Annotated in this window: 20 protein-coding genes; 9 read left to right on the forward strand and 11 right to left on the reverse strand. The window is 66.7% G+C overall.

The genetic code is table 11. The annotated features are described in order from the left end of the window. Positions 1-32: 32 nt before the first annotated feature. The 9 genes from BR78_RS0109255 to BR78_RS0109295 form a co-directional block, all read right to left on the reverse strand. Positions 33-401: a hypothetical protein gene (locus tag BR78_RS0109255; RefSeq protein ID WP_025560591.1), complete on the reverse strand. Its 369-nt coding sequence runs from the start codon at positions 399-401 to the stop codon at positions 33-35. Positions 402-511: 110 nt separating this feature from the next. After that, a complete protein-coding gene (locus BR78_RS0109260; RefSeq protein ID WP_025560590.1) occupies positions 512-2,872 on the reverse strand; it encodes a TonB-dependent receptor domain-containing protein in 2,361 nt (786 codons plus the stop codon). Continuing rightward, a complete protein-coding gene (locus BR78_RS0109265; protein WP_029725337.1) occupies positions 2,859-3,824 on the reverse strand; it encodes a FecR family protein in 966 nt (321 codons plus the stop codon). Before BR78_RS0109265 ends, BR78_RS0109260 begins: the two co-directional genes overlap by 14 nt. Next, a complete protein-coding gene (locus tag BR78_RS0109270; protein ID WP_049811542.1) occupies positions 3,814-4,380 on the reverse strand; it encodes an RNA polymerase sigma factor in 567 nt (188 codons plus the stop codon). The genes BR78_RS0109265 and BR78_RS0109270 overlap by 11 nt, the downstream gene beginning before the upstream one ends. Positions 4,381-4,581: 201 nt before the next feature. Next, positions 4,582-7,029 (reverse strand): TonB-dependent receptor domain-containing protein, encoded by a 2,448-nt coding sequence (locus BR78_RS0109275; RefSeq protein WP_231478220.1) that lies wholly within the window; start codon positions 7,027-7,029, stop codon positions 4,582-4,584. 263 nt (positions 7,030-7,292) lie between these two features. Then, a complete protein-coding gene (locus tag BR78_RS0109280; RefSeq protein ID WP_025560586.1) occupies positions 7,293-9,713 on the reverse strand; it encodes a TonB-dependent receptor domain-containing protein in 2,421 nt (806 codons plus the stop codon). Continuing rightward, entirely contained in the window at positions 9,697-10,638 is a 942-nt protein-coding gene (locus tag BR78_RS0109285) for a FecR family protein (RefSeq protein ID WP_029725331.1), read from the reverse strand. The genes BR78_RS0109280 and BR78_RS0109285 overlap by 17 nt, the downstream gene beginning before the upstream one ends. Positions 10,639-10,671: 33 nt before the next feature. Further along, positions 10,672-11,187 (reverse strand): RNA polymerase sigma factor, encoded by a 516-nt coding sequence (locus BR78_RS0109290; protein WP_025560584.1) that lies wholly within the window; start codon positions 11,185-11,187, stop codon positions 10,672-10,674. Positions 11,188-11,273: 86 nt separating this feature from the next. Continuing rightward, on the reverse strand, positions 11,274-11,927 hold the full coding sequence (locus tag BR78_RS0109295; protein WP_231478221.1) for a M23 family metallopeptidase: 654 nt from the start codon (positions 11,925-11,927) through the stop codon (positions 11,274-11,276). Positions 11,928-12,077: 150 nt separating this feature from the next. Between BR78_RS0109295 and BR78_RS0109300 the strand changes: the two genes are divergently transcribed. From BR78_RS0109300 to BR78_RS0109340, 9 genes are all read left to right on the forward strand, one after another. Next, on the forward strand, positions 12,078-12,890 hold the full coding sequence (locus BR78_RS0109300; protein ID WP_025560582.1) for an aldolase/citrate lyase family protein: 813 nt from the start codon (positions 12,078-12,080) through the stop codon (positions 12,888-12,890). Between the two features lie 6 nt (positions 12,891-12,896). After that, positions 12,897-13,727 (forward strand): inositol monophosphatase family protein, encoded by an 831-nt coding sequence (locus BR78_RS0109305; RefSeq protein ID WP_025560580.1) that lies wholly within the window; start codon positions 12,897-12,899, stop codon positions 13,725-13,727. Beyond that, on the forward strand, positions 13,724-15,589 hold the full coding sequence (locus BR78_RS0109310) for an SLBB domain-containing protein (RefSeq protein ID WP_025560579.1): 1,866 nt from the start codon (positions 13,724-13,726) through the stop codon (positions 15,587-15,589). Before BR78_RS0109305 ends, BR78_RS0109310 begins: the two co-directional genes overlap by 4 nt. Then, positions 15,586-16,683 carry a hypothetical protein gene (locus BR78_RS0109315; RefSeq protein ID WP_025560578.1) on the forward strand — a complete coding sequence of 366 codons (1,098 nt, stop codon included), beginning with the start codon at positions 15,586-15,588 and terminating at the stop codon, positions 16,681-16,683. Before BR78_RS0109310 ends, BR78_RS0109315 begins: the two co-directional genes overlap by 4 nt. Then, positions 16,680-17,648, forward strand: a complete 969-nt coding sequence (locus BR78_RS0109320; protein WP_025560577.1) for a glycosyltransferase family 2 protein — start codon at positions 16,680-16,682, stop codon at positions 17,646-17,648. The genes BR78_RS0109315 and BR78_RS0109320 overlap by 4 nt, the downstream gene beginning before the upstream one ends. Before the next feature lie 236 nt (positions 17,649-17,884). Beyond that, the gene (locus BR78_RS0109325) at positions 17,885-19,117 is read left to right on the forward strand and encodes a hypothetical protein (RefSeq protein ID WP_231478222.1); all 1,233 of its coding nucleotides are present in this window, start codon (positions 17,885-17,887) and stop codon (positions 19,115-19,117) included. Next, positions 19,114-20,124 carry an NAD-dependent epimerase/dehydratase family protein gene (locus BR78_RS0109330; protein WP_025560575.1) on the forward strand — a complete coding sequence of 337 codons (1,011 nt, stop codon included), beginning with the start codon at positions 19,114-19,116 and terminating at the stop codon, positions 20,122-20,124. The genes BR78_RS0109325 and BR78_RS0109330 overlap by 4 nt, the downstream gene beginning before the upstream one ends. Next, complete coding sequence (locus BR78_RS0109335; RefSeq protein ID WP_231478223.1) at positions 20,121-21,941, forward strand: thiamine pyrophosphate-binding protein; 1,821 nt, start codon at positions 20,121-20,123, stop codon at positions 21,939-21,941. The genes BR78_RS0109330 and BR78_RS0109335 overlap by 4 nt, the downstream gene beginning before the upstream one ends. Next, the gene (locus BR78_RS0109340) at positions 21,941-22,342 is read left to right on the forward strand and encodes a GtrA family protein (RefSeq protein WP_029936267.1); all 402 of its coding nucleotides are present in this window, start codon (positions 21,941-21,943) and stop codon (positions 22,340-22,342) included. The genes BR78_RS0109335 and BR78_RS0109340 overlap by 1 nt, the downstream gene beginning before the upstream one ends. 41 nt (positions 22,343-22,383) lie before the next feature. On the opposite strand, the gene rfbG is transcribed toward BR78_RS0109340, so the two are convergent. Together rfbG and rfbF are read right to left on the reverse strand one after the other, a co-directional pair. Further along, the gene (rfbG, locus tag BR78_RS0109345; protein ID WP_231478224.1) at positions 22,384-23,457 is read right to left on the reverse strand and encodes a CDP-glucose 4,6-dehydratase; all 1,074 of its coding nucleotides are present in this window, start codon (positions 23,455-23,457) and stop codon (positions 22,384-22,386) included. Continuing rightward, positions 23,454-24,227 (reverse strand): glucose-1-phosphate cytidylyltransferase, encoded by a 774-nt coding sequence (gene rfbF, locus BR78_RS0109350; RefSeq protein ID WP_029936272.1) that lies wholly within the window; start codon positions 24,225-24,227, stop codon positions 23,454-23,456. The genes rfbG and rfbF overlap by 4 nt, the downstream gene beginning before the upstream one ends. Positions 24,228-24,235: the final 8 nt, after the last annotated feature.

The raw sequence follows: 24,235 nt of genomic DNA on the forward strand, positions 1-24,235 counted from the left end.
GATAATCCCACCAATTGAGTGTTTCTATGAGTTCAGTTCCAGCGAATCGCCGGGAAGCAGCTTCCGTCGAAGATGAAGTGATTCCTCTCGGCCCTGGGCCGGGCGCGCCGGTGCTGCCGCGACGGATCGACGAGATCGTCGATCTCCTCGATTTTCCGGGAGCCGAAGCCGGCTTCGCCGAGCCGCTCACGCTCGGCCTCGACCCGGGCAGCTCCGTGGACCCGGCAGAGGATCGCATAGCGGCGCAACGCCTCGAGCCGCGGATTGGCGAGCGGCAGGGGGCCGGTCGGCAATCCGAGGATCCAGCCACGCTTGCGGCTTCCGGACCGCAGGCTCGAGACCGGATCCTTGCGCGACAAGGCGATCACCGCCCTTTCGAGCGGCGTCAATTCTTCGGACATCAGGGCTTTCTCCTTCCTGCCCTGAGACACCGACAGGTTGGAGGACCCTCACCAAAAAAATGAGAAGGCGTGGTGCCGAAATGCGAAAGGCGCTTACACCTTGTGCGCGCTCAGAAGCGCGCGTCGAATCCCAGCCGGACCGTCCGGGGCCGCAAGGGCGTAACCTGGTTCTGGCGGCTCAGCCCAAAGGGATTTCCGAACGCGAAGGTGTTCGCGCGCGCGTCACCGATGTTGGAAATGTCCAGCGAGATGCCGAAGCGGGCGAAATCGAGCCGGGCGCCGATCGCGCCGGTGACATACTGCCCTTGTCTCACGTCCAGAGGCGGAGTCGCGCCCAGATGCGATTGGCCGACATAATGCGCCGAAGCCTCGCCCGTCAGCGTGACTTCGTGCGCCAGCTCGAACCGCCACTGGCTGCCGATCCGCACTCCGTCCCTCGGGATGTTCGGCAGCGTGATCGCAGCTGCGTTCGCGGCCGCCGAATCCGCTCCAGTCAAGTTGCTGTAGTTGAAGAAGCCGGAAGTCGTCAGCGTCCAGACCGGCGAGGCGCGCCACGTGACATCGAGGTCGAGCCCATAGATTCTGCCGTTGCCGATATTGGCGGTGACGGGAAGGCCGGAGCGGTCCACGAGATCTGCCTGAACATGATTCCAATCCACCGCGAAGGCGGCGGCGCGGACGGACAATCGGTCCCTGGCAGTATCTCGCCAGCGAATGCCGAGCTCAACTTCACTCAGATCATCGGCCTCGAACTGCTGGCTTCGCGTGGCCGATCCGGATGCCACCGCAAAGCCGCCGGGACGAAACCCCGGCTGATAATGGAGGAAGGCCGACAGCGAAGAGTTCATGTGCCAATCGAGCGCGGCGCTCCACGCAAAGCGCATCCGCGGGCGCGACGATTCCTCGCCTCCGCCGCGAACGTCGTCGAGCAGCTTCCCCGCGCCATCCGAGACGGTCAGTCGCCCCCCGCCGGTCACCGTCAATGACGAAGCAATCGGATAAGAGGCTTGTCCGAAGACGGAGAACTCCACTTGCCGATTGCGTACGCCCGCGATCTGGCCGGGATTGTCGGGAGACCCCAGGAAGCGCGAGAGACGGCTCACGCTGTAGATCCCCGACATGCCGGCTACCCAAGGGGTTCGCCGCCCGCCGCCCGAAAGCCGCGTCTCGTTCGAAAGGAGCGCGATATTGTTCTTCTCTTCGAAGCGCCGGGGCGATGCCGTGCCGTCGGAGCCGGTCGCATCGAACACCGTTACCAGATCGTGCCAGACGAACGATGTCGTGGTGACGAGTTCGCTGCTTCCGAACACCGGGCGCCGCGCGGTGACATAAGCGAGGCGGTAATCGTTGCGGAACGGCTGCGCGAGGGCATTGCTGCGTTCGAGCGGCGGATCGCCGCGCAACGTATATTGCCCGTCCGCAGTCCCGATATTCTGGACCACCGACCCGAGATCGACTGTCCATCCCGCCAGATCTTCCACGCGGAACGTCAGACGCTGGCCGAAGCTCAGGCTGTCGTTGATGTCGCGCAGATTGCGCGAGGGATCGTCGATATAGCCGGGCTCGCGCGTGCCGTAGACGACGAGACGCAGCGCCATCCGGCCCTTGGCGAGCGGCAGATTGAGCATCGCGGCGACGTCTCCCCCTGTTCCGCCGAAGCGCGTCGCGCTGGCCCCGATGGACGCAGTCGCATAAGTCTCCGTGCTGTCGGGGAGGTTGGGGACGAGCCGCACCACCCCTCCCAGCGAGCCGGCGCCGTACAGTGTGCCCTGCGGGCCGGCGAGTATCTCCACGCGCTTCAGGTCATAGAGATTGAGGTCGGGATCCGGCGCATTGTAGTTGAGCCGCGCGTCACCCCAATATTGCCCCACGGTCGCCTGGGTGGGGCCATTGAAGCTGCTGTCGGAGATTCCGCGCACATAGAGCTTGTTGCGCCCGCGGCCGAGATTGGTCGAGCTGAGCGTCGGCAGCGTATCGGTGAGCGCGGCCGTTCCTCGCGATCCGTTGCGCGAAAGCCAGGCCCGCTCGAAATCGATTATCTTGGCCGACCCCGGATAATTGTCGATCAGCATGTTCTGCTTGCTAGCGGTAACGACGATCTCTTCCGGCTCGGCGGGCGGATCGGGCGTTTCGACGATGGCCGGCTTCTGCCGGACCGGACGGAGCTTCACCCGCGCCCGTATGATCCTGACGGTGACCTTGTCGTAGAACACGGCCTCGGCGCCCGTTCCCTGCAACGCCCGGTCGAGCGCGGCGCGGGCGGAAAACTTGCCGCGCACTCCCGGCGAAAGGCGGCCCGCGAGTTCCGGATCGGTGACGGCGACGGTGATCCCCGCTTTCGCTCCGATGGCGGCCGCGACTTCGCCGAGTGGACCCGGCGCGATGTTGAACATCTCGGCCTGGGCGACATCGGCCGCGCCGAGGCCGAACGCGATCGCGACGACAGCCGCCGCCCGCTTATCGCCCCGCACCGCCGACCGGTTTCATGATCCACCCGCCCGCTTCTTTCTCGAGGCGCACGTTCAGCGCAAGCTGCAGCCGCTGCAACTGATCGGGGCCGCTGCCATCCAACGCGATCGTTCCCGAAAACGGTCGATCGGCAATGCCGGACGCTGCAATGACGGGCACGTCCATCGCGCGGCTCAGATCCGCCGCGACCTGCGACAGGGGGGCGGCCGAATAGACGAGCGATCCGCTCTTCCAAGAGCCGACCCGCTCGGCCGGAATGCGCGTTACGTCGACGACGTCCGAGGCGTCCCGATCCACCAATGCCTGACCGGCGTTCAGGGAAACTGCATTCCGGCCGGGATTGTAGACGATCTTCCCTTCGGCAACCGCGACCCGGACTTCGCCGGTCTCGCGGACGACATTGAACACCGTCCCCACGTCCTCGACGATATTGCCGCCGACTTCGAGGCGGAAGGGCCGGGCGCTATCGTGCCGGACCAGGAAGAGCGCCTCCCCTTTGGCCAGCGAAGCGAAGCGCGGGTCCTTGCGATCAAAGGTCATGCGCGTCGCCCCGTTCAGCGTAACCTGCGTCGCCGGATCGAGCTGGACCACCTGCCGCTGGCCGGGTCGCGTGGCGACTTCGTAGCGGCTCGATTCCGCCCGCGGCAGCATCAGCACGGCCGCGACGGCCGAGGCGGCGACTGCGCCGCCGGCTGCGGCCCAGCGCCAAGCGCGGCGCGCCGGTGCCGCCGGCTGCTCCTCGGCATCGTTGGCCGCCTCACGGACGATCACATGCGGCAGCAGCGGTTCGAGCGCGAGATCGGCCTGCTCGATCGCGCCATAGGCGGCAGCGTGGCGCGGATCCTCCGCGAGCCATTCGGCGAATCCCTCCCAAATTGCGTCGTCGCCGTCGCGCAGCCTTATGTGCCACTCGATGGCGCGCGCATCGATGCTGTCCGGCGTCTCAGCTGGCATGGCGGCCTCTTTCCCCTGTGAGACTCCGCCGATCGGCATGATCCTCATTCAGCCGAAGCTTCGCGGCAGCGATTGCCTGATAGGCGCGCGCGAGATGCTTCTCGACTGCGCTGATGCTGATGCCGAGTTCGCCGGCGATCACGCGCTGCGGCTCCCCGTCGATCCGGAAGCGGCGAAAGATGATTCGCGTCCGTTCCGGCAGGCCGTCCAGAATCCGCTGCAGGATCGCGAGCTGCTCCCGCGCGATGAGCTCGGTCTCGACCGAAGGCTGATCGTCGATCTCTCCGCTGCCGCCATGCACGCCTGCCCAATCCTCCTCGCGACGCTCGCGCCGGCCGGCGGTACGGCGATGCAGCAGGAAGTGATTGTTGGCCATCTTGTAGAGATAGGCGCGCGGCTGCGCGACGGGTCCGGGGCGCTCGGCCAGCAGCTTGATGTACACGTCCTGGAGAATGTCCTCCGCTTCGTCGGGCGAGGCCCCGCGAGTCTGGAGAAAGCGCGACAAAGCCGGGCGCAGTTCCGTGAACAGTGGAATGAGGCCGCCGCCATTCAACATTTCATGCGCACATTCGGCTTTCGGCAGCGATAGTCGAAGACGCCCGGACTGGCCTTCCATGAGGGCGTCACGGCGAAACCTATTGCATCGCCGTCGCAACAACGTCAACGGCACGCCCCGAACAACACCGCCGTCTCTCAGAGTCTCCCCCTCCCATGACGACGGCGCGTGCTCCTTTCGGAACACGCGCCGCGGGTCAGGTCAGAAATTGTATCGTAGCGAAGCCGAGACGGTCCGGCCGTTGACGGCGCGGCCCGAACCGAGACCGTTCGCCGGCACCGAGCTCTGCGAGATCTCGAAGAAGCCGGTGGTGTTGAACAGGTTGGCCGCGTTCACCATGAGCTGCACGCGGTCGGCGGGGCGGAACTGGACGAAGCCATTCACCACAGTGAAGCCCGGCATCTTCAACAGGTTGCTGTCTTGCGCATAGCTGCTGGTGATGCCGATCACGTTGGCACCGACCGTGAATTGGCCGGTTTCGAACTGCGGCGTTGCTTGCCACGTCCAGGAAGGCTGGTGACGCGGTTCCTTCCCGGTCAGGGTCGGGTCGAGCTTGTCCTCGGTTATCTTCGCCTTGGTGTAGGTGGCGCCGGCAGTAAGGCTGAATGGCCCTTGGCGGTAACCGCCCTCCAGCTCGAGACCATGGGCGCGATAAGCCCGGATGGTCTGGTTCGCCGAGCCGTTGAGCACGTTGTGATCGTCTGCAAAAGCGAGGAAGGCGGTGGCATTCAGCGTGGCGCCTGCCTTGCGGAACTTCATGCCGCCTTCGAGCTGACGCACCTCGTCATACTTGTCCTCGTCGTTGGTGACACCGCCGTCCGCGGTGCTGACCACCGGCGTGAACAGGATCTTGTCCGCGTTGGCACGCGCACCGCGGCTATAGCGGGCGAAGAACGAGAGCGGCTCGGCGATGCGATAGTTCACGCCCGCCGAATAGCTGAGATAGGCGTAATCATAATGCACCGGTGCCGGCTGGGAGAGCGGCAGATAGGCGACGCTGCGCTCGGGCGCAGTCAAGACGCCGTCGCCAGTGATATCGTAAGAGATCAGGCCGACACGGCCACCACCCAGGTCCGCGCCGAAGAGCGAGCCGCGCACGCGGCCGACATCGTAGCGCAGGCTGCCGCCGATCGCGATCTTGCCGACATGATAGTTGATCGAGCCATAAGGCGCGGTGATGTCGTACTTGACGTCGAAAATGCGCCGGAACTTGCTGGTACGGCCACGCCCATAGGCATAATAGCCGCCATTGGTCTGGGGAGCGCCCGCGGCGCTCGTCAGGTCCACCATCGCGGTCCCAGCGTCACCGGCGACATCGGCGACGAAGGACGAGTGCAGCCATTCGGAACGCAGCTTCTGAATCGCCTTGTAGAGGCCGCCGGTGACGGTGAGGTTGCCGTCTCCGATCCGGGCAATGCGAGTCGCGCGGAAATCATTGGTGAAGTTGTCGAGATTACGCGCCCGGGTCTCGGCCATATAGAAGAGCGCGAGCAGGCCGTTGCCATTGGCGTTCGCGGGAACGATCTGTCCGGCATTGGGGCCCGTCGCATAAGTTGCCCGCGCGCCGGCACCTGCAAGCGAGGCGGAAAAGGCCGCAACGGTGTCGGCGGTGTTGGGGAATACGCGAAGGAAATCGCCCGAATTTGCCGAATAGCGCGCACGGTCGGTGAAGGTCCAGCCGCCGAACTCGAACTGCGCCTCGACCCCCACGGACTTCGAGACCGGATGCATACCGTTCGCGAGTGCGAAGCGCGCCAGTTGGTTCTTCCCGTCGAGCGTCACGACCGGGCCGATATTCGGCGAAAGCACCGAATCCTTGCGGATGTCGAAGTTCGGCAGGTTGGCGATCACCGGATCGTCGTTGGTGCCGGTCAGGCTGAAGAAATAGGGCGCGAAAGTCGGCGAACGATCGTTCAGATATTTGCCGTGCAGACGGATATATCCGTTCGCGAACTGCTTCGTGATGTTCAGCTTGATCTGGCCACCCCGATAGCCGGTGAAGCCGATATCGCGCGGGCCTTCACCCCAACGATAGAAGCCGCCGACATGGAACCGCAAGCTGTCGCTCAGTTTCGCGCCGTAATCCATGTCGAAGCGGTTCTCGCCATAATCGAGGCCCTTGGTGAACTGGGCAGCGCCGCCCTCGACCTCTCCGGTCTTCGAGATGAGGTTGATGAGGCCGCCGGGCGAGTTCGACGCGAAAGTCGAAGCCGAGCCGCCGCGGATCGTCTCGATCTGCGCCAGATTGAAATCAGCGCGCGAGAACACGTCGGCGGCGAAATTGAAGAAATCGCCGAATTCGACGACGGGGAGACCGTCCTCCTGGATCTGCATATATTTGGAGCCGCCCGCCGCAAGCGGCAGACCCCGAACGGTGTAGTTCGCATTGCCTTCACCGATGCCGGATTCGACGCGGAGGCCCGGCATCGCCCGCAAGATATCGGCTAGCGGCCGAGGCCCGAGCTTTTCGGCCTCGCTGCCCTTGAGCGCGCTGGTCGAAGTCGCGCTGTCCAGCCGGTCCCGGCCCTTGGCGACACCGGTCGAGAAAACTTCCTGCGCGGGAGCCGCCTTCGACGTCGTATCGGAATCGCGTTGCGCGGAATCTTCACTATTCGCCGCGGGCAAGGTTTCGCCGGATATTTGAGCCACGGCCGGCTGCACGCTTACGATTGCCGAGAAAGCCAGCAAAGAATAACGCAATTTCACGATTTCACCCCCATCGCTTCTTTAAGATCCCACTCGTTTTCAAATTATAGGGGGGAGAAGGTGGGGCGGCTTGTTTCCCGGAAATATTTCAGACATGCGGCTGCAACGTCGCAGCAACTCCCGGGCACTCGGATGGCGTGAACGCCAGGGTCGGCTGCGGATCACGTGTCGAGCGGGCGTTTGCAGGCGTATCACCCCGCCCGGCGTCAGAATCCCAGGTCGAAGCCAAGCCTTATGCTGCGCGGCCGCAGCGGCGTGGTCTGGTCGCGATCCCGAACCAGAAAAGGGGAGCCGAGCGCGAAGCGATTGCCGCGCGCGTCGAGCAGATTGGTAAGCGCCAGGCTCACACCGCGGTGCGCCTCGCCGACGCGCACTTCGAAGCCTGTATCGACATAGTCGCCCTGCAGCCGCCCGAGGATCGGACCGATCCCGAGCGTCGACTTGCCGACATAGCGGGCATAGCCGTTGGCAACGAGATCGACCCCGTCCCCGAGCGATCGCGTATAGGCGATGCCGACCCTGCCGGTAGCATCCGCCACGTTGGGCAGGCGTTCCATCTCTGTTGCCGCGGCGACATCTTCTAGCGGCAGCGCCACCAGGGTGCGTTCCGTGACCCTGCTGTCGTTGAGATAGAGCGCAGCGTCCAGCTCCAGCCCCACGACCGGGCGCCAACGCGAGACCATACCGATCGAGAAGACGCGGCCATCGCCGGCATTGGCTGTGGTCGGGAAACCGAAGCCATCGACCAGATCGGCCTGGATGTCGGTCCAGTGCGTCGCGGATGCGCTGACCGAGAGATCGAGTGTCGGACTGCGATAGCGCGCGCCCGCCTCCAGCGTCGAGACGCGATCGCCGGCGAAGCGCTGAATGAACTCGCGGCGAACGGCGATGCCGCCGGGCCGAAAACCCTGCTGGTAGCGCGCGAACAATGTCAGCCGGTCCGTCGCGCGATATGCCGCGGCGAGCGAAGGCAAGAGGCGCGTCTCGGAGCGCGAGGCACGTGCACCGGGATCGACGCGGAAGGCGAGCGCCTCGGCGACATCCTCCGAGCTGCCCGACAGCCGGGCATGCGTCAGCCTGCCGCCCAGAGTCAGCGTGAAGCGATCGAGCGGTTCGACGGTGCCCTCGCCGTAAAGCGTCGCCTCCTCGACCTGGTTGTTGACGCCGGTGAGCGGCGTGCCGAAGGGCAAGGCCTCCATGCGGCGGTTCGTCTCGGCGCGGTTGTGCAGCAGGCTGGCGGCGATCAGCCACCCGGTCCCATTCTCCCCGCGACGGGCGAGCCGCACCTCGCCGGTGACCATCGAAATGCGATTGGCTTGCGTGTAGGCCGCAGCGGCGACGCTCGCATTCAACGTGGGCCCCACAGCGGGATTGCCGGGATCGGCGAGCACCGGCCCCTCGAATCGCTCGAACACATATTGGCCAGCATAGCCCAGCGACGCGGTCAGTTCGAGCGATCCCCAGTTCTTCCGCGTGACCAGATCGGTCAGCCAATAGTCGTTGCGGAACGGCTGGGCGATGCCGCTCGCCCGGTCGAGCTCGCCGACGGCGCGCTCGGCATATTGGCTGTCGTCGCCGTCGATACGCTGTCCCACTGCGTTGAGGTCGATCGTCCAGTCGTCGCCCGGATCGACGCGCAGGCCCGCGCGCCCGCCCAAGGTGCGAACCCGGTTGACGTCCCTGAGCCCGCGATAGACATCGTCGATATAGCCGCCCTCCACCGATCCGAAGGCGAGCGCGCGCAGGCCAATCACGTCCTCCTTCAGCGGGATGTTGAGAATGGCGCCGCCATCGATGCCGGGCTGGCCGTGCTGGACCGCCATCGCGCCGCCCCACGCCGCGCCCTCGAAGTTTCGCAGATCGGGCGAACGCGGCACGACGCGCACCACGCCGCCCAGCGATCCGGCGCCGTAGAGCGTGCCTTGCGGCCCTTCCAGCACCTCGATGCTCTGCACGTCGTAGAGCCGGAGATTGGGATCGGGTGCGCTATAGGTGATCCGGCTGTTTCCCCAATATTGGCCGACGGTCGATTGGGTCGGACCGACAAAGCTCGAATCGGCGATGCCGCGGATGAAGAGCTTGTTGCGGCCGGGGCCGAGATGAGTCGAAGCCACGCTGGCGATCCGCGCCTCGATGGCTTCGGTGCCACGCAGCCCCTCCGCCGCGGAAAGCGCGGAACCGTCGACGATCTGGACCCCGCCCGGATAGGATCCGAGCGGAATGTCACGCTTGGTCGCGGTAACTACGATGTCTTCCGTCGAGGGCGGGCTTTCCGCCTGTGCCACCGGTCTCGGCGTCGGACGTGGGCGGCTGGCGACCTTGGGCGCGACGAAGCGTTCGACCAGATAGGTTGCCGGCGCGACACGACGCGCGCGAACGGTCGTCCCGAGCAGCATCCGCTCGAGCGCCTGCGAGGCAGTGAACCGCCCTCGCACCGGGCGTACCGGGGTGCTGGCCAGCTTCGCATCGCGAAAGCCGATGCTGGCTCCCGTCTGGCGGCTCAGCCGTTTGATCGCGGCATCGAGCCGCGATGTGCCGATGTCGATTTCGGCCGCTCGCTCCTGCGCAAGCGCGGGAGACGTCACTATCAGGCAAATCAGGGCGAGCGGGCTAGCGGGGCGGACCATGGGCCGGGGACATCGTCCATCCTTCCCCATTTGCAGTGAATTTCACGCCGAGCAGCGGCTCCGCGCGCGCCAGCACTTCCTCCGGCGTGCCCCGCAGCATCAGCGTCCCCGTGAAGGAAATCCGCTCCGCGCCCCGCGTGGTCCGCACCGGCCTGCCCAGGCTGCGCGTCAGATCGCGCGCTACCTCGTCCAGCGAAGGCTCGTCATATTGCAACTCGCCCGATGCCCAGCTGCCGATCGTCTGCGGGTTCGCGCGCCCGAGCACCGGCTTCGCGTCCTTGCCCGAACGCCGCAGCGTATCACCAGGGGCAAGCCGCACTTCGCCTGTGCCGGGCTGGTAGATCACCGCGCCTTCCGCAACGCCGACTTCGATCGTGTCGCCGTCCTGCACCACGTTGAAGATCGTCCCCGCATCGACGAGCCGGGTTCCACCCGACAGCACGACGAAGGGATCGCTTGCGTCGTGCCGGACCTCGAACCGGGCCTCGCCCCGCTCCAGCACCACTTGCCGTGGCGTATCGGGATCGATCGTCACCCGCGTCGACCCGTTTAGCGCCAGCCTGGTCCCATCGGCGAGATCGATCGTGCGGTGCTCGCCCGGCACGGTCGCGATCTGCTGGGCCGGAGCATCGCGGTCGAGCACTGCCCAGCCGCCGATCACCGCAACAGCCGCCGCGGCCGCCGCACTGCCGGCAACCCACCAGCGCCGCCGCGGCTGCGCCTCTGGCGCAGGAACCGCGGGTGCCGACGACAGCAAGTCGATTGCCCAGGCTTCGTCGGCGAGCGCCGCCTCATAGGCAGGAAGATGCGACGGATCGCGCTCGAGCCAGGACGTGAAGCCGTCCCAATCGTCGAACGCCGTCTCCTGGACGCGTATCGCCCATGAACGGGCGGCCTCCCGAAGCTCCAGATCCTGTGCGCTCATCGCCATAACATCCCTATGACGGAGCCGGGGCGATCATTCCGCATCGAATTTCGCCCTGAGCTGCGCAAGGGCCCGATACGCCTTTTGCAGATCCTTCTCGACCGAGCTCAGGCTGACCCCGAGCTCGCGCGCGATCGCCGCCTGGCCAAGTCCGTCTAGCCGGCATTTGCGGAACACCAGCTCCACGCGCGGCCCCAAGGCAGCCAAAGTCGACTGAACTTCGCGGAGCCGTTCGCGCGCGATCAGCGCGCGCTCGCCGGTCGGCTGCTCCTCGCCCGGCACACTGGTCTCGTGCCAGTCGTGATGCCGCCGATCGCGGCTCACGGTCGAGCGGCGCCGGTCCCGGACCAGGTTCTCGGCGGCGCGGAACAGATAGGAAAGCGGATCCGCGATCGGCTGAGACGGCGCGGCCGCCACTCGCTGCCACAGATCGTGGAGCGCGTCCTCGGCCTCATCCGCCAGCCCGCGCGCAGCGAGAAAGCGAAGCAGCCGGCTGCGCTCGTTCAGGATCACGCGCTGGAGCCCACTGATATCTTCGTCGCGGTTCATCGGGCGCGGCAAAGCCTGGGCTGCCGACGGCCTGAAATGTTCGGGACGCGAAGACCGACCTGCTGCAAACGAGATTCCATAACGGTTCAGAAGGCGCGTCCCTGCGATTGTTCGGCGCGCGCCCGGGCGAAGGCCGAGATATGGGGCGTGTCGGCTTTGATCCAAGCCTTGACCGGTTGCGGGGTCGCGGCGCCCAGATACGCCAGCGGATCGACTGCGCGACCACCGATCCGCACTTCGAAATGGAGATGGCTGCCGGTCGAGCGTCCCGTCGATCCCATCAGGGCGACGGGCTGTCCCTGCTCGACGCGGGTGCCCGGGCGCACGAGGATCCGCGACAGATGCGCATAGCGCGTGGCCAGTGCCCCGTCATGATCGATCTCGACCATTTCGCCATAACTCCCCGCGGCGCCGGCGAAGCGCACCACGCCGGCCGCGGATGCGAGCACAGGAGTTCCCATGCGGCCGGGTATGTCGACGCCGTAATGCATGGCGGCCACCCGCCGGAACGGATCACCCCGCCGTCCGAAACGCGAAGACAGACGGGGAAAAGGCACGCCCAATTCGGGCGCATCCCGGGCTACCGCCTCGATCTGCGGCTTCGGGACGGGCGCCGGCATATCCGCGTCGCCGCCACGGAAAGCCGCGCGGTTGCCGCCGGGGAGCTCGGTGATGCCCGGCGCCACCGGCTCGCGGTCCGGGGAGGACAAGAGCGACAGAACCAGGTGGAGGGGTAACATGCCGGGCATCATCGTTCTGACGTAGCCGATCGGGGCGACCCGTAAGCCCGAAAAGAAAAAAATTCCGCCCGCCGGAATGTTGCGGGAAGCCGGGCCAAGCTCCGTCTCACTTCCCGCCAGTACATGCTTTTTTCAGCCAGGGAGGCGAGGATGAACCCCACCGAACGCCGCATGCTCGACATGCTCAAAATGGGTCGCGACCGCTACGGCGTCGTCGCGGTCAAGGCGGAATTCGAGGCCGAGGGCACGCGACCCGACGAGTTCCTGCGCTTGCTCGAGCTCGCGCATCGCGCCGATCTCAAGGTCGCGCTCAAGATCGGCGGCTGCGAGGCGGTGTCGGACCTGCTCGCTTCGAAGCTGTATGGCGTCGATCACGTCATCGCCCCGATGGTCGAGACGCCGTACGCCCTCACCAAGTTCGCCGAGGCCAAGGCAAAGACCTATGGCGACAATTCCGAGGGCACCCAGTTCCTGTTCAACCTCGAGACCGAGGCGACGCTGCGCAATCTCGACGCGATGCTGCCAATCGCCAAGGCCAGGCTTGACGGCATCGTCTTCGGGCGAGTCGACTTCACTCTTTCGCGCGGGCTTCCGCGCAAGGCGATCAACGAACGCCAGATCACCGAAGCCGTATTGCGGGTCGCACAGGCCTGTGCCGATCACGATTTGACTCTGGTGGTCGGCGGCTCGGTCGCAGTCGAGGCGGGCCCTGCCCTGCGCGAAATCCGCAGCGTGCGGCTCGACAGGTTCGAGACCCGGAAAGTGATTTTCGACGGCGCGGCGGCCATGTCGCCATCGTTCGAGGCAGGCATCGCCAATGCGGTGGCATTCGAGCTCGCCTGGCTCGAGAACAAGCGTGATTATTATCGCGCGATCGCCGACGAGGATCTGTCGCGCATCCGGATGATCCAGGAACGCGGCGGCGGGGCCGCGATCGGACGCCTGGCGAGCGTGGCTGCCTGATCACTCATGTCGTTGCACGAGGAGGTTTCGGCGCTGCTGCGCACTGTCGCCGCGCAGGTGGTGGTCCCGCGGTTCCGCGCGCTCGCGGGGCATGAGGTGACGGTCAAGTCCGCGGGTGAGATCGTCACGATCGCCGATCGCGAAGCCGAGTTCCGCCTGCATGACGGGCTCGCGACGCTCGGTCTCGGTGCGCGGATCGTCGGCGAGGAAGCGACGGAGCGCGATCCGGCTCTGCTCGACGACGTCGGCGAGGGCCTCGTCTGGCTGATCGATCCTCTGGACGGCACGGCCAATTTCGCCGCGGGGCGCGCGCCGTTCGGAATGATGATCGCACTGGTCGAGGATGGCAGCCCGGTCGCGGGATGGATGTTCGATCCGCTGAGCGGTCGGCTTTGCCACGCTGCGCGAGGGCTGGGCGCGACCTGCGACGGCGCAGTCGTCCGGGCTCGACCGACCGGCGCGGAGCGATTGCGCGCGGCGCTGGGAACCCATTTCCTCAACCCCGGGCTGCGCGAGCGCGTACACGCGCATGCCGATCGGCACCTCGCCGTCGTCCCCGTCCCGCGCTGCGCCGCCGAAAGCTATCCGCGGCTCGTATTCGGCAGCGACGACGTCGCATTGTTCCAGCGCATCCTGCCCTGGGATCATGCCGCAGGCGCATTGTTCCTCACCGAAGCCGGCGGTCGCATCACGCATTGGGACGGCACGCGCTATCGCGTTGGCGGGCGCGGCATTGGCGTGCTCGCCGCTGCAAGCCCCGGCCTCTGGGAACAGGCTGCCGATGTCCTGCTCAGCCCCGCGGCGGGCCTCATTGAACTGGATTGCCTCGTCTCATGATTGCCCGATGGAAGCTTCTCGCTGGCGGCGCGCTGGCGCTCGCGCCCGTGCCGGCGGCAGCGCAACTCGCCGCGCCCGTCGCCACCGGACAGCAACAGGGCGATCCGCTCGCCCGCCGTGCTGGCGCGGCACAGGTCGCGGTTCCCCCTGCCGAGGCCGCCCCGTATCAGCCGACGGTGATCGAGCCGCCGGTTACCGATTCCCGCGGCGGTGCCACCGAACACGCGCAAGAGGCACCGCCGAGGCAGGTGCCGCAGACCCGCCCGAGCGAGTTCGAAAGCTTCGTCTCGGCCGCTGCGAGCACCCCGCTGCGTCGCTTCGGAGCCGATCTGCTCGTCCCCGGCGCGCGCGATTTCACTGCAGGCCCGAGCGCGACCGTGCCCCCCGACTATCGCCTCAACCCCGGCGACGAATTGCTGCTCGGCCTCACGGGCTCGGTACAGGCGGCCAATCTCCGGCTGACGATCGACAGCGAGGGGCGCATCTTCGTCCCTCGCATCGGCGCGATCACCGTCGGCGGCGTGCGCTATGGCGACGTGCACGACGTCATCGCGCGCCGGGTTTCGCGGCAATATCGCGGCTTCCAGCTGGAGGTCGCGGTCGGGCGCCTGCACGGCCTGACGGTCTATGTCACCGGCTTCGCCGCGTCGCCGGGCTCGTACACGGTCGGCAGCCTGTCGACTCTCGTCAACGCGGTGCTGGCATCGGGGGGGCCGGCCGCGGGCGGCAGTTTCCGCTCGATCCAGCTGCGCCGCGGCGGCCGGCTGGTCTCGGATTTCGATCTCTACGATCTGCTGCTCACGGGCGATCGCAGCGGCGATGCCGTGCTTCAGAACGGCGACGTGCTCTACGTCGCGCCGGCGGGTGAGCAGGTTGCCGTGATCGGCAGCGTCAATCGCGAGGCGATCTTCGAACTCGCGCCCGGCGAGACGCTCAACGACGCGATCCTCTATGCGGGCGGCGTCAACACCGTGGCGGACGCCAGCCGGCTGATGGTGTTCGATTCGCTCGGCCGCGGACAGACCGGCTGGGAGGAACTGAGCGCTGCGGAAGCGGCGACCCGCAAGGCCCGCCGCGGCGACATCGTCCGCGTGCTCTCCAATATCGGCATCGCCCGGCCGCTCGAGCAACAGGCGGTCCTCGTCACGATCAGCGGCGAGGTGTCGAAGCCCGGCCGCTATTATTTCAAGCCCGGCACACACCTTGCCGACGTGGTGACGCAGGCCGGCGGGCTGACCGCACAGGCCTTCCCTTATGCCAGCATCATCACGCGCGAGAGCGTCAAGGCGCAGCAACAGGAGAGCTTCGAACGCGCCGTCGAGGATGTCGAGCTGCTGCTGACTTCGCAGCCGGTGACTTCGGCCAATCGCGCCCAGCTGGTCCAGCCGGCCAATCTCACATTGATCCGCTCGATCGTCGATCAGCTGCGCGAGCGTAGACCCAGCGGTCGCCTCGTCTTCGACCTGCCGGTGACCGCAGATGCGCTTCCGGGCGACCTGATCCTCGAGAATAACGACACGATCTACGTGCCCCCGCGCCCGGTGACGGTCGGCGTGTTCGGCGCGGTGCCGACGCCTGCCTCCTTCGCATATCGCGATGGCGCCACGATCGGCGACTTCATCCGGCTGGCGGGCGGCGTGCAGAAGATGGGCGACAAGGGCGAAGTCTTCGTCGTGCGCGCCAACGGCACCGTGCTGGCCGACGGCAAGCGCGTGCTGCGTGCCACCGCCCTTCCCGGCGATCTCGTCTATGTGCCGATCGACGCCAACCGTGGCGAATTCTGGGCGCGGCTGCGCGACATCACCGGCACGCTGTTCGGCGGGCTGGTCGGTGCCGCCACGATCAAGGGGCTGGCAAATTGAGTCCGATCGCGTTCGTGCAGGAGCCGCGCCGCCGGCGGATCGGCTACGCGGCGCTCGCGGCGCTCCTCGCGTTGCTCTGCGTCTTCCCCCAGCCTTATGTCGCGCGCGCCAAAATGGTGCCGCAGGACAATAACAGCATCGGGCTGGGCTCGATGATGAATGCGCTGGGCGGGCAGCTCCAGGGCTTCGCGGCCCTGTTCGGCGGCGCCAAGCAGCCGATCGACATGTACCTTGCGATCGCGCGCGGCACCGAAGTCACCGACGCGGTGATCCAGAAGCTCAAGCTGGTGGGGCCAGGCGGCTATGCCAGCCAGGACCGCGCCCGCGTCGCGCTGGCGAAGAAGGCCGATATCCACTCTCTGACCGGCGGGATCGTCGAAGTCGAAGTCCGCACCCATGATCCGCGCCAGGCCGAAGCGATGACGCGCGCCTATGTGCAGGCGATCAGCGACCGCATCATCGCGCTGGGCCGCGACCGCGTCCACCGCAAGCGCGACGTGGTGCAGCAGCGCTTCAAGGAAGCCGCCGACCGCGTGGTCACGAGCGAAGCCGCGCTCACCGCCTTCCGGCGGCGCAACCGGCTCGCCGAGCCCGAGGCCCAGCTCGGCTCGGCCTTGGCGGTGCGCGCCGGGCTCGAGGCGCAGCTACAGGCCAAGCTCGTCGAATTGCAGACGCTCCAGCGCTTTCAGGGAGAGGAGAATCCTCAGCTTCAGGCGGTCCAGTCCGAAGTCGCGTCGCTGCGCGGCCAGATCGCCCGGACGACCAGCCCGGGCACCGAGGCGGCGGGGCCCAACGTCGCCGGCCTTTCCGAAATCTCGGGCGAATATCTCGACCGCTACCGCGATTATCGCTTCGCGCAGGCGCTGTACGAGGTTTACGCGCGTTCGTCGGAAGAAGTCGCGGTGGAGACGCTCGCGGCCGAGACAGCGTCGGACGTCCAGCTGATCGAAGCACCGCGGCTCGATTCCGACCGGAAATACAACATACCCGCGATGGCGCTGCTCGCGCTGCTGATCGCCCTCGCTTTATTCACCGAAGTCTATGCCCCCGCGACCGGCATCGACCTGCGTTTGCGTCCCCGGGCCGCGCAATGACGCCGGAACTGTCGATCGTCATCCCCTGCTTCAACGAGCAGGAGAATGTCCGCGCGATCTGCGCCGCGGTGACCGCCGAGGCGGCGCGGCACGTGCGCTCGCACGAGATATTGCTGATCGACAACAACTCGACCGACGGCACCCGCGATCTGATGCGCGCGCTCTGCGCCGAGGACCCCCGCATCCGCGCGATCTTCAACAACCGCAATTATGGCCAGATGCGCTCGCCGACCTATGGCATCTACCAGGCGGAGGGCGCGGCGGTGATCGGCATGTGCGCCGATTTCCAGGACCCGCCCGCGATGATCGGCGAATTCGTCCGCCAGTGGCGCGCGGGTGCGCAGGTCGTGCTCGGCCAGCGGCGCTCCGAACACACGTCGCCGTTGCTCGGCGTCACCCGCCGGCTGGGCTATGCACTCCTCCGCAAATTCGGCGACTATCCGGTGATCCCGGGCGCGACGGGCTTCGGCCTGTTCGACCGCGTGGTCGTGGACACGCTCGCGGCGTGGAACGAGCCCGAGCCCTTTTTCCGCGGCATGCTCGTCGAAAGCGGCTTCCGGCTCGCGGTGGTCCCCGTCGATCGGCCCGAACGCGCCGCAGGGGCGAGCAAGAACGATTTCGCCGCGCTCGCCTCCTTCGCCCTCTCGGGTCTCGCCGGCTCGGCCAAGTCGTTGCTCCGCCTGCCGATCCTTCTGGCCTTTCTCGCCGCTGGTATCGCTTTGCTGACGTTGCTCGCCGCGACCGCCGCCACGCTGCTCGGCGGACCGGCCCTCGCATTGCTCGGCTTTGCGCTCGGCTTCGGCATGTTCGCAGTGGTGCTGCTGTTCCTCGGCCTGATCGGCGAACAGGTCCGCCTGCTCGCCGAGCGCGGCCGCAACGTGCCGCTGGTGATCGAGGCCGAACGAGTCAACTTCCCCGCCGACCGCGCGCGCCCGGCAGCGCGGGTGCTCGTTCGCCGCCCGTGAAGGCTTGGCCGCGCCTCCCGAGACTCCCCTCCCTGCAAGGGAGGGGCTGGGGGTGGGTGCGCGCGTCTGCGCGCCCAAAAGATTCAATCGACCTCGCGGCGGAAGGCGCCGGCCGGGGCATCGAGCCCCGCCCGTCGCCTACCCACCCCCTACCCCTCCCTTTCAGGGAGGGGAGTTCGAGAAGCCGGTTCGCCCTCTTCGCCGAATTCCTTCTCGCGCTCGCTGTTGTGGCGAGCGTGGTCTCCACCGCGATAGCCTTCCATGCGACGGGCTATCTGCCGCAGCCCTTCGTGTTCGACACCAACGACACGTTCATGGACTGGTTCAACACCGCCTTCTGGGCGAACCGCCCCGGCGCCTACGACGTGTGGCGGAGCATCTACCCGCCATTGTCCTTCGTGTTCCTCGACCTGTTCAGCCTGCCCGGCTGCTATCTCCAATCGCCCTTTCATGCCCGCGACTGCGACTGGCTCGGCACTGCGACGATCCTGGGCTTCTACCTGCTCGACGGGCTGCTCGTCTGGCTGAGCTTCCGCCGCGCCGATCCGCGCACCGCGCCGATGCGCACGATCGCCTTCGGGCTCGGCCTGCCGCTCCTCTTCACGCTCGAGCGCGGCAACCTCATCCTCGTCGCTTTCGCCTGTTTCGTGATCGCCCACGGCCCGCTGGTCACGCGCGGCCCGTGGCGCTGGCTGGCCGAAGCGGCGACGATCAACTTCAAGCCCTATCTGCTGCTGCCCGTTCTCGCCCACGCCGTGAAACGCGAATGGCGCATGCTCGAGCTCGCCGGGATCGCGACGATCTTCCTCTATCTCGTCACGCTGGCGATCGTCGGTGCCGGCACGCCGGTCGAGCTGGTCGCCAATACCGCCAACTGGGTCGTGTTCCAGAGCGGCCAGGTGTGGAACGAGATCCATTATTCGACCAGCTACGCCCCCCTGCTGCTGGTCCGCGGCTCGCAGATTCCGATACTCCAGTTCGTGCCTTCGCGCACCGTCGAGACCATCGAGTTCCTCGTGCCCATCGTGATCCGCGCCAGCCAGGCGATAGCGCTGCTGGCACTGGCAGGTGCATGGCTTCAGCCCAGGGCTTTGCCGCTCCACCGTGTGTCGATCATCCTGCTCGCAGCGTATCTCGTGACTCAGTCGCCGGGCGGCTACACCCAGACCTTCCTGCTCTTCCTCGTGTTGCTTGAGCCATGGAAGGGCGTGGGCCCGATCGTCGCGATCGTCTGCGCTTATCTACTATGCCTCGTCACCGATTGGCCGCTGTCGACGGTGCTCGAACTCTCCACCAACAGCTGGCTGAGCGGCCAGCCGGTGACGCCGAGCTTCGGGTTGGCCGTCGGCCATTTCGTCCGGCCGGGGCTGGTGGCGCTGATCCTCTGGGCGCTCGCGCTCGACAGCATCGTTCGGGTGATCCGCGCGCACCGCACCCACCGCCCCTCGCTCGGTCTCTTGCCGGCATGATCTTCGAGCAGGATCTGGCGGCGATCGACAAAGCGCTCGCCCCGCTCTGGCCGCGGCTCTCAGGAGCGCGGATCTTCATGACCGGCGGCACCGGCTTCATCGGTCGCTGGATGCTCGAAGCGCTCGCCCGCTCGGGGATCAACGTCGAAGTCACGCTGCTGAGCCGCGACCCCGACGCGTTCGCGACGCGCGCACCCCATCTCGCCACGCGCTTCGGTCTGGTGAAGGGGGACACCGCTAGCTTCGTGGCGCCCGCGACCGATTACACCCATGTCATCCACGCCGCGATCGATGCGCGCGCCGCGCTCAACGCCAACGACCCCCGGCGCATGTTCGAGACGATCGTCCATGGAACGCGGCGCGCGCTCGACCTGGCAGCCGACAGCGAGGCGCGCTTCTTCTTCCTCAGCTCGGGCGCGGTCTACGGTCCGCAGCCTTGGGAAGTGACGCATGTCGCCGAAGACTGGCGCGGTGGCCCGGACCCGTGCGACCCGGTCTCCGCCTATAGCGAAGGCAAGCGTGCCGCCGAAACGCTGTGCGCGATCTACGCCAAGCAGTTCGGGCTCGGCGTGATCAATGCACGCATCTTCGCGCTGCTCGGCCCCCTGCTGTCGCTTGATGTGCACTTCGCCGCGGGCAATTTCATCCGCGACGCGATGGCGGGCCGTACGATCCACGTCGCCGGATCGGGCGAGGCCGTCCGCTCCTATCTCTATGCCGCCGATCTCGCCGTCTGGCTGTGGGCGCTGCTGATCGAGGGCGAGCCCGGCGCGGTCTACAACATCGGCTCGGAAGAGGCCGTCTCGATCGCCGACCTGGCTCGCCGAACCGCGTCACTGCTCGGCGGTCCGGGCGTCGAGATCCTCGGCAAGCCCGATCCCGGCTGGAACCCCGGCCGCTACGTCCCCTCTACCGCGCGCATACGCGCCGAACTCGGCGTCACCGCGACCACCGGCCTCGACGATGCGATCCGCCGCACCGCGCTCTCCAACGGATGGAAACCATGACTCAAGTAAAGCTCGCCGACTGGGTGGCCGATCGGCTCGCCGCGCACGGCATCGACCATGTCTTCATGCTCACTGGCGGGGGGGCGATGCACCTCAACCATGCGCTGGGGACCCATCCGAAACTCGCCACCACCTTCACCCATCACGAGCAGGCATTGTCGATGGCGGCGGAGGCCTATTACCGGCTGACCAACCGCCTCGCGGTGGTCAACGTCACGTCGGGACCTGGCGGCACCAATGCGATCACCGGCGTCTACGGCGCTTATGTCGATTCGATCGGCATGCTGGTCATCTCGGGCCAGGTGAAGACCGAGACCACGGTGCGCGCCACCGGGCTGCCGCTGCGCCAGTTCGGCGATCAGGAGCTCGATATCGAAGAGCTGGTTCGCCCGATCACCAAATATGTCACGATGGTCACCGACCCGCCCAGCATTCGCTACCATCTCGAAAAGGCACTCTATCTTGCGACCAGCGGCCGACCGGGGCCGGTGTGGCTCGACATCCCGCTCGACGTGCAGGCCGCGAAGATCGACCCGGACCAGCTCGCCGGCTTCGATCCAGCCGAGCTCGACGAGCCGTGGAAGGCGACCGATCTCGGCGCGGCGGCCACTGCCATTCTGGAGAAGCTCAGCGCGGCCGAGCGCCCGGTGGTCTTCGCCGGCAGCGGGGTGCGGCTGAGCGGCGCACACGCGGATTTCCTGCGGCTGATCGAAAAGCTCGGCGTGCCGGTGGTCACCGGCTGGAACGCGCATGACGTGCTGTGGAACGCGCATCCGCTCTATGCCGGGCGCCCCGGCACGGTCGGCGATCGCGGCGGCAACATGGTGGCGCAGAGCGCCGACCTGCTGCTGATCCTCGGCAGCCGGCTCAACATCCGCCAGGTCAGCTACAATTGGAGGACCTTCGCGCGCGAGGCATACAAGATCTGGGTCGACATCGATCCCGTAGAGCTGCGCAAGCCGACCGTATCGCCCGACATGCCCGTCGTCGCAGACCTTGCCGACCTGATCCCCGCATTGCTCGAAGCACCCTATGCCGGGCCGACGCCGGAGCATCGGGAATGGCTGGAATGGTCGCGCGAGCGCGTCCGGCGCTTCCCCGCGATGCTCCCCGAATATCGCGACCACGGCCCGACCATCCATCCCTATGCGGCAATGGACGCATTGTTCGCGCAACTCGGCGAGGACGATGTCGTGGTCACCGGCAACGGCAGCGCCTGCGTGGTCAGCTTCCAGGTCGCCGAGATCAAGCGCGGCCAGCGGCTGTGGACCAATTCGGGCTGCGCGACGATGGGCTATGACCTTCCCGCCGCGATCGGGGTGTGCGCCGCGACAGGCAACAAGCAGCGCGTCGTCGCGATCGCCGGCGACGGCAGCATCATGATGAACCTGCAGGAGATGCAGACCATCGCCGGCTACGGCCTGCCGGTGAAGGTTTTCCTCATAAACAACAATGGTTACGTCTCGATCTTCCAGACGCATCGTAACTTCTTCAACGGCGTCGAAGTCGGCGGCGGGCCGAAGAGCGACGTCACCTTCCCCGATTTCTCCAAGGTCGCGGCGGCATTCGGCTTCGCCTATTTCCGCGCGGAATCGCACAACCAGCTTCCCGGCGCGATCGAAGCCGCGCTCGCCGCCGAAGGCCCGGTGATCTGCGAGATCTTCATCGACGAGCATGTCGCCTTCGCCCCCAAGCTCAGCGCGAAGGCGCATCCCGACGGCCGGATAACCTCGCCGCCGCTCGAGGATCTCTCGCCCTTCCTCCCGCGCGAAACGCTGCGCGAGAACATGCGCATCGCATTGCTGGAGGAGGAGTGATGGCGCGCGCCGAGCGTCCGCTCCGCTTCATGCTGGCCGGCGCGGCGAACACCGCGTTCGGGCTGGCGATCTATCCGCTGCTGCTGTGGAGCGTGCCGACGTTCCACATGCACTATCTGATCGCGCTCGGCGTCGCGCAGGCGATCAGCCTCTGTTTCGCCTTCGCGACCTACAAGATCGGCGTGTTCCGCACCCGCGGCAATATCGCGCGCGAGTTCGGCACCTTCTCCAGCTTCTATCTGTTCAATTATGCCGCCAATTGGGCTGCGCTGCCGCTGCTCGTCGAGCTCGGCGGCGTGCCTCCGATCCTCGCCCAGCTCGGCTTCACTGCGCTTCTGGTCCTCGGCAGCTGGTTTTGGCACAGCCGCGTCACCTTCCGGTCCGCGGGAGGTCCTGTATGAGCGAATTCCTCCACCGCGCCTGTCCGGCCTGCGGCACCGGCTCAGGCGGCGACGCGTAACGAACCCCGGCTCGAAGCCGCCGAATAGTTCGCGATCTGGGCGAGCGTCACCTCTCGCGCATCCTCGCCCCGGCCGGTCGCCTTGTGCCAGGCGACGATCCAATCGAGCGTCGTTTCGAGGTTGAGCGTCGGCTGCCAACCCAAAGCCGTCCGTGCCTTCGAGCAGTCGAGCCGCAACAGCCCCGCCTCGTGGACCCGCGGACCGTGATCGGCCTGTGGGTGCGGCGCACCGCCCCAAGCCGCTCGCATCCGCTCGACGATCCACGAAACCGGCCGGGTATCGTCATCCGAGGGTCCGAAATTCCACGCATCGGCGAATTCCCTCTCCCCAATCAGCAATCGCTCGGCAATCTTAAGATACCCCCCCAACGCCTCCAGCACGTGCTGCCACGGGCGAACCGAGTCCGGCGAGCGGATCAGCGGCGATGCGCCAGCTTCGAAGGCGCGGATCAGGTCGGGTATCAGCCGGTCGGTCGCCCAGTCGCCGCCGCCGATGACGTTGCCGGCACGCACCGTTGCCAGCGCCGGACCCTGGGCGAAAAACGAGCTGCGATACGCGGCCGCCACCAACTCTGCGCACCCCTTGCTGCTGCTATACGGGTCGTGCCCACCCATTGGGTCGTTCTCGCGATAGGGCCAGACCCATTCGCGATTCTCGTAGCATTTGTCGCTGGTGACGCAGACGATCGCGGCGACATCCGGTGTACGCCGGGCCGCCTCGAGCAGGTGTACCGTCCCCATCACGTTGGTCGCATAGGTTTCCACCGGCTCGCGATAGGACAAGCGCACCAGCGGCTGCGCGGCGAGGTGGAAGATCACCTCCGGCCGCGAGGCCTCGACGACGGCGCGGACCGTGGTCAGATCGCGGACGTCACCTTCATGGTGCGCGATCAGTTCGTCTATCCGCGCCGCAGCGAACAGGCTCGGCTCGCTCAGCGGCGGCAGTGCGAAGCCGGTGACTTCGGCACCGAGCGCATGCAGCCACAGGCTCAGCCAGCTGCCCTTGAAGCCGGTATGGCCGGTGACGAGCACCCGGCGTCCGCGCCAATCGTTCACCAGCGCTTCCACGGTGCGTTGCCCGCCTTCCACAATTCGTCGAGGTACATCTTGTCGCGCAGCGTATCCATCGGCTGCCAGAAACCGTCATGGCGATAACCCATCAGCTCGCCGCCGCGCGCGAGGCGTTCGAGCGGCCCCGCTTCCCATATTGTGTCCGGGCCATCGATCAGGTCGAGCACCGAGGGATCGGCGACGAAGAACCCGCCATTGATCTGGCCGCCGTCACCAGCCGGCTTTTCCTTGAAATCGACGACCTTGCCCGCCTCGAATTCGAGCGCCCCGAAACGGCCGGGGGGCGAGACCGAGGTGATCGTCGCGCGGTGGCCATGGGCTTTGTGAAAATCGACCAGGGCGCCGACGTCGATGTCGGCGACGCCGTCGCCATAGGTGAGGCAGAACGGCTCGTCGGGATCGAGATAGGGCCGGATCGCCGCCAGCCGCCCACCGGTCATCGTCGAGGCGCCGGTCTCGACGAGCGTGATCCGCCACGGCTCGCTGCGGGCGTAATGGACTTCCATGCCGTTGCCGCCGCGCAGATCGATCGTCACGTCGGAGGTGTGGAGGAAATAGTTCGCGAAGAACTCCTTGATCAGATAGCCCTTATAGCCAAGGCACACGACGAAGTCGTTGAAGCCGCTCGACGAATAGATCTTCATGATATGCCAGAGGATCGGCATGCCGCCGATCTCGACCATCGGTTTCGGCCGCACCGACGTCTCTTCGCCGAGCCGGGTGCCCAGACCGCCGGCCAGGATTACGGTTCGCATCGTCACTC

This window comes from Sphingomonas sp. UNC305MFCol5.2, from assembly GCF_000712135.1.
Taxonomy (GTDB): Bacteria; Pseudomonadota; Alphaproteobacteria; order Sphingomonadales; family Sphingomonadaceae; genus Sphingomonas.

What these genes read in the sequence shown, in the direction of transcription:
- BR78_RS0109255 (WP_025560591.1), bottom strand. Translation starts at nt 401, where the DNA reads ATGTCCGAAGAATTGACGCCGCTCGAAAGGGCGGTGATCGCCTTGTCG.
- BR78_RS0109265 (WP_029725337.1), bottom strand. Translation starts at nt 3,824, where the DNA reads ATGCCAGCTGAGACGCCGGACAGCATCGATGCGCGCGCCATCGAGTGG.
- BR78_RS0109270 (WP_049811542.1), bottom strand. Translation starts at nt 4,380, where the DNA reads ATGTTGAATGGCGGCGGCCTCATTCCACTGTTCACGGAACTGCGCCCG.
- BR78_RS0109280 (WP_025560586.1), bottom strand. Translation starts at nt 9,713, where the DNA reads ATGGTCCGCCCCGCTAGCCCGCTCGCCCTGATTTGCCTGATAGTGACG.
- BR78_RS0109285 (WP_029725331.1), bottom strand. Translation starts at nt 10,638, where the DNA reads ATGAGCGCACAGGATCTGGAGCTTCGGGAGGCCGCCCGTTCATGGGCG.
- BR78_RS0109290 (WP_025560584.1), bottom strand. Translation starts at nt 11,187, where the DNA reads ATGAACCGCGACGAAGATATCAGTGGGCTCCAGCGCGTGATCCTGAAC.
- BR78_RS0109295 (WP_231478221.1), bottom strand. Translation starts at nt 11,927, where the DNA reads ATGTTACCCCTCCACCTGGTTCTGTCGCTCTTGTCCTCCCCGGACCGC.
- BR78_RS0109300 (WP_025560582.1), top strand. Translation starts at nt 12,078, where the DNA reads ATGAACCCCACCGAACGCCGCATGCTCGACATGCTCAAAATGGGTCGC.
- BR78_RS0109305 (WP_025560580.1), top strand. Translation starts at nt 12,897, where the DNA reads ATGTCGTTGCACGAGGAGGTTTCGGCGCTGCTGCGCACTGTCGCCGCG.
- BR78_RS0109310 (WP_025560579.1), top strand. Translation starts at nt 13,724, where the DNA reads ATGATTGCCCGATGGAAGCTTCTCGCTGGCGGCGCGCTGGCGCTCGCG.
- BR78_RS0109320 (WP_025560577.1), top strand. Translation starts at nt 16,680, where the DNA reads ATGACGCCGGAACTGTCGATCGTCATCCCCTGCTTCAACGAGCAGGAG.
- BR78_RS0109330 (WP_025560575.1), top strand. Translation starts at nt 19,114, where the DNA reads ATGATCTTCGAGCAGGATCTGGCGGCGATCGACAAAGCGCTCGCCCCG.
- BR78_RS0109335 (WP_231478223.1), top strand. Translation starts at nt 20,121, where the DNA reads ATGACTCAAGTAAAGCTCGCCGACTGGGTGGCCGATCGGCTCGCCGCG.
- BR78_RS0109340 (WP_029936267.1), top strand. Translation starts at nt 21,941, where the DNA reads ATGGCGCGCGCCGAGCGTCCGCTCCGCTTCATGCTGGCCGGCGCGGCG.
- rfbF (WP_029936272.1), bottom strand. Translation starts at nt 24,227, where the DNA reads ATGCGAACCGTAATCCTGGCCGGCGGTCTGGGCACCCGGCTCGGCGAA.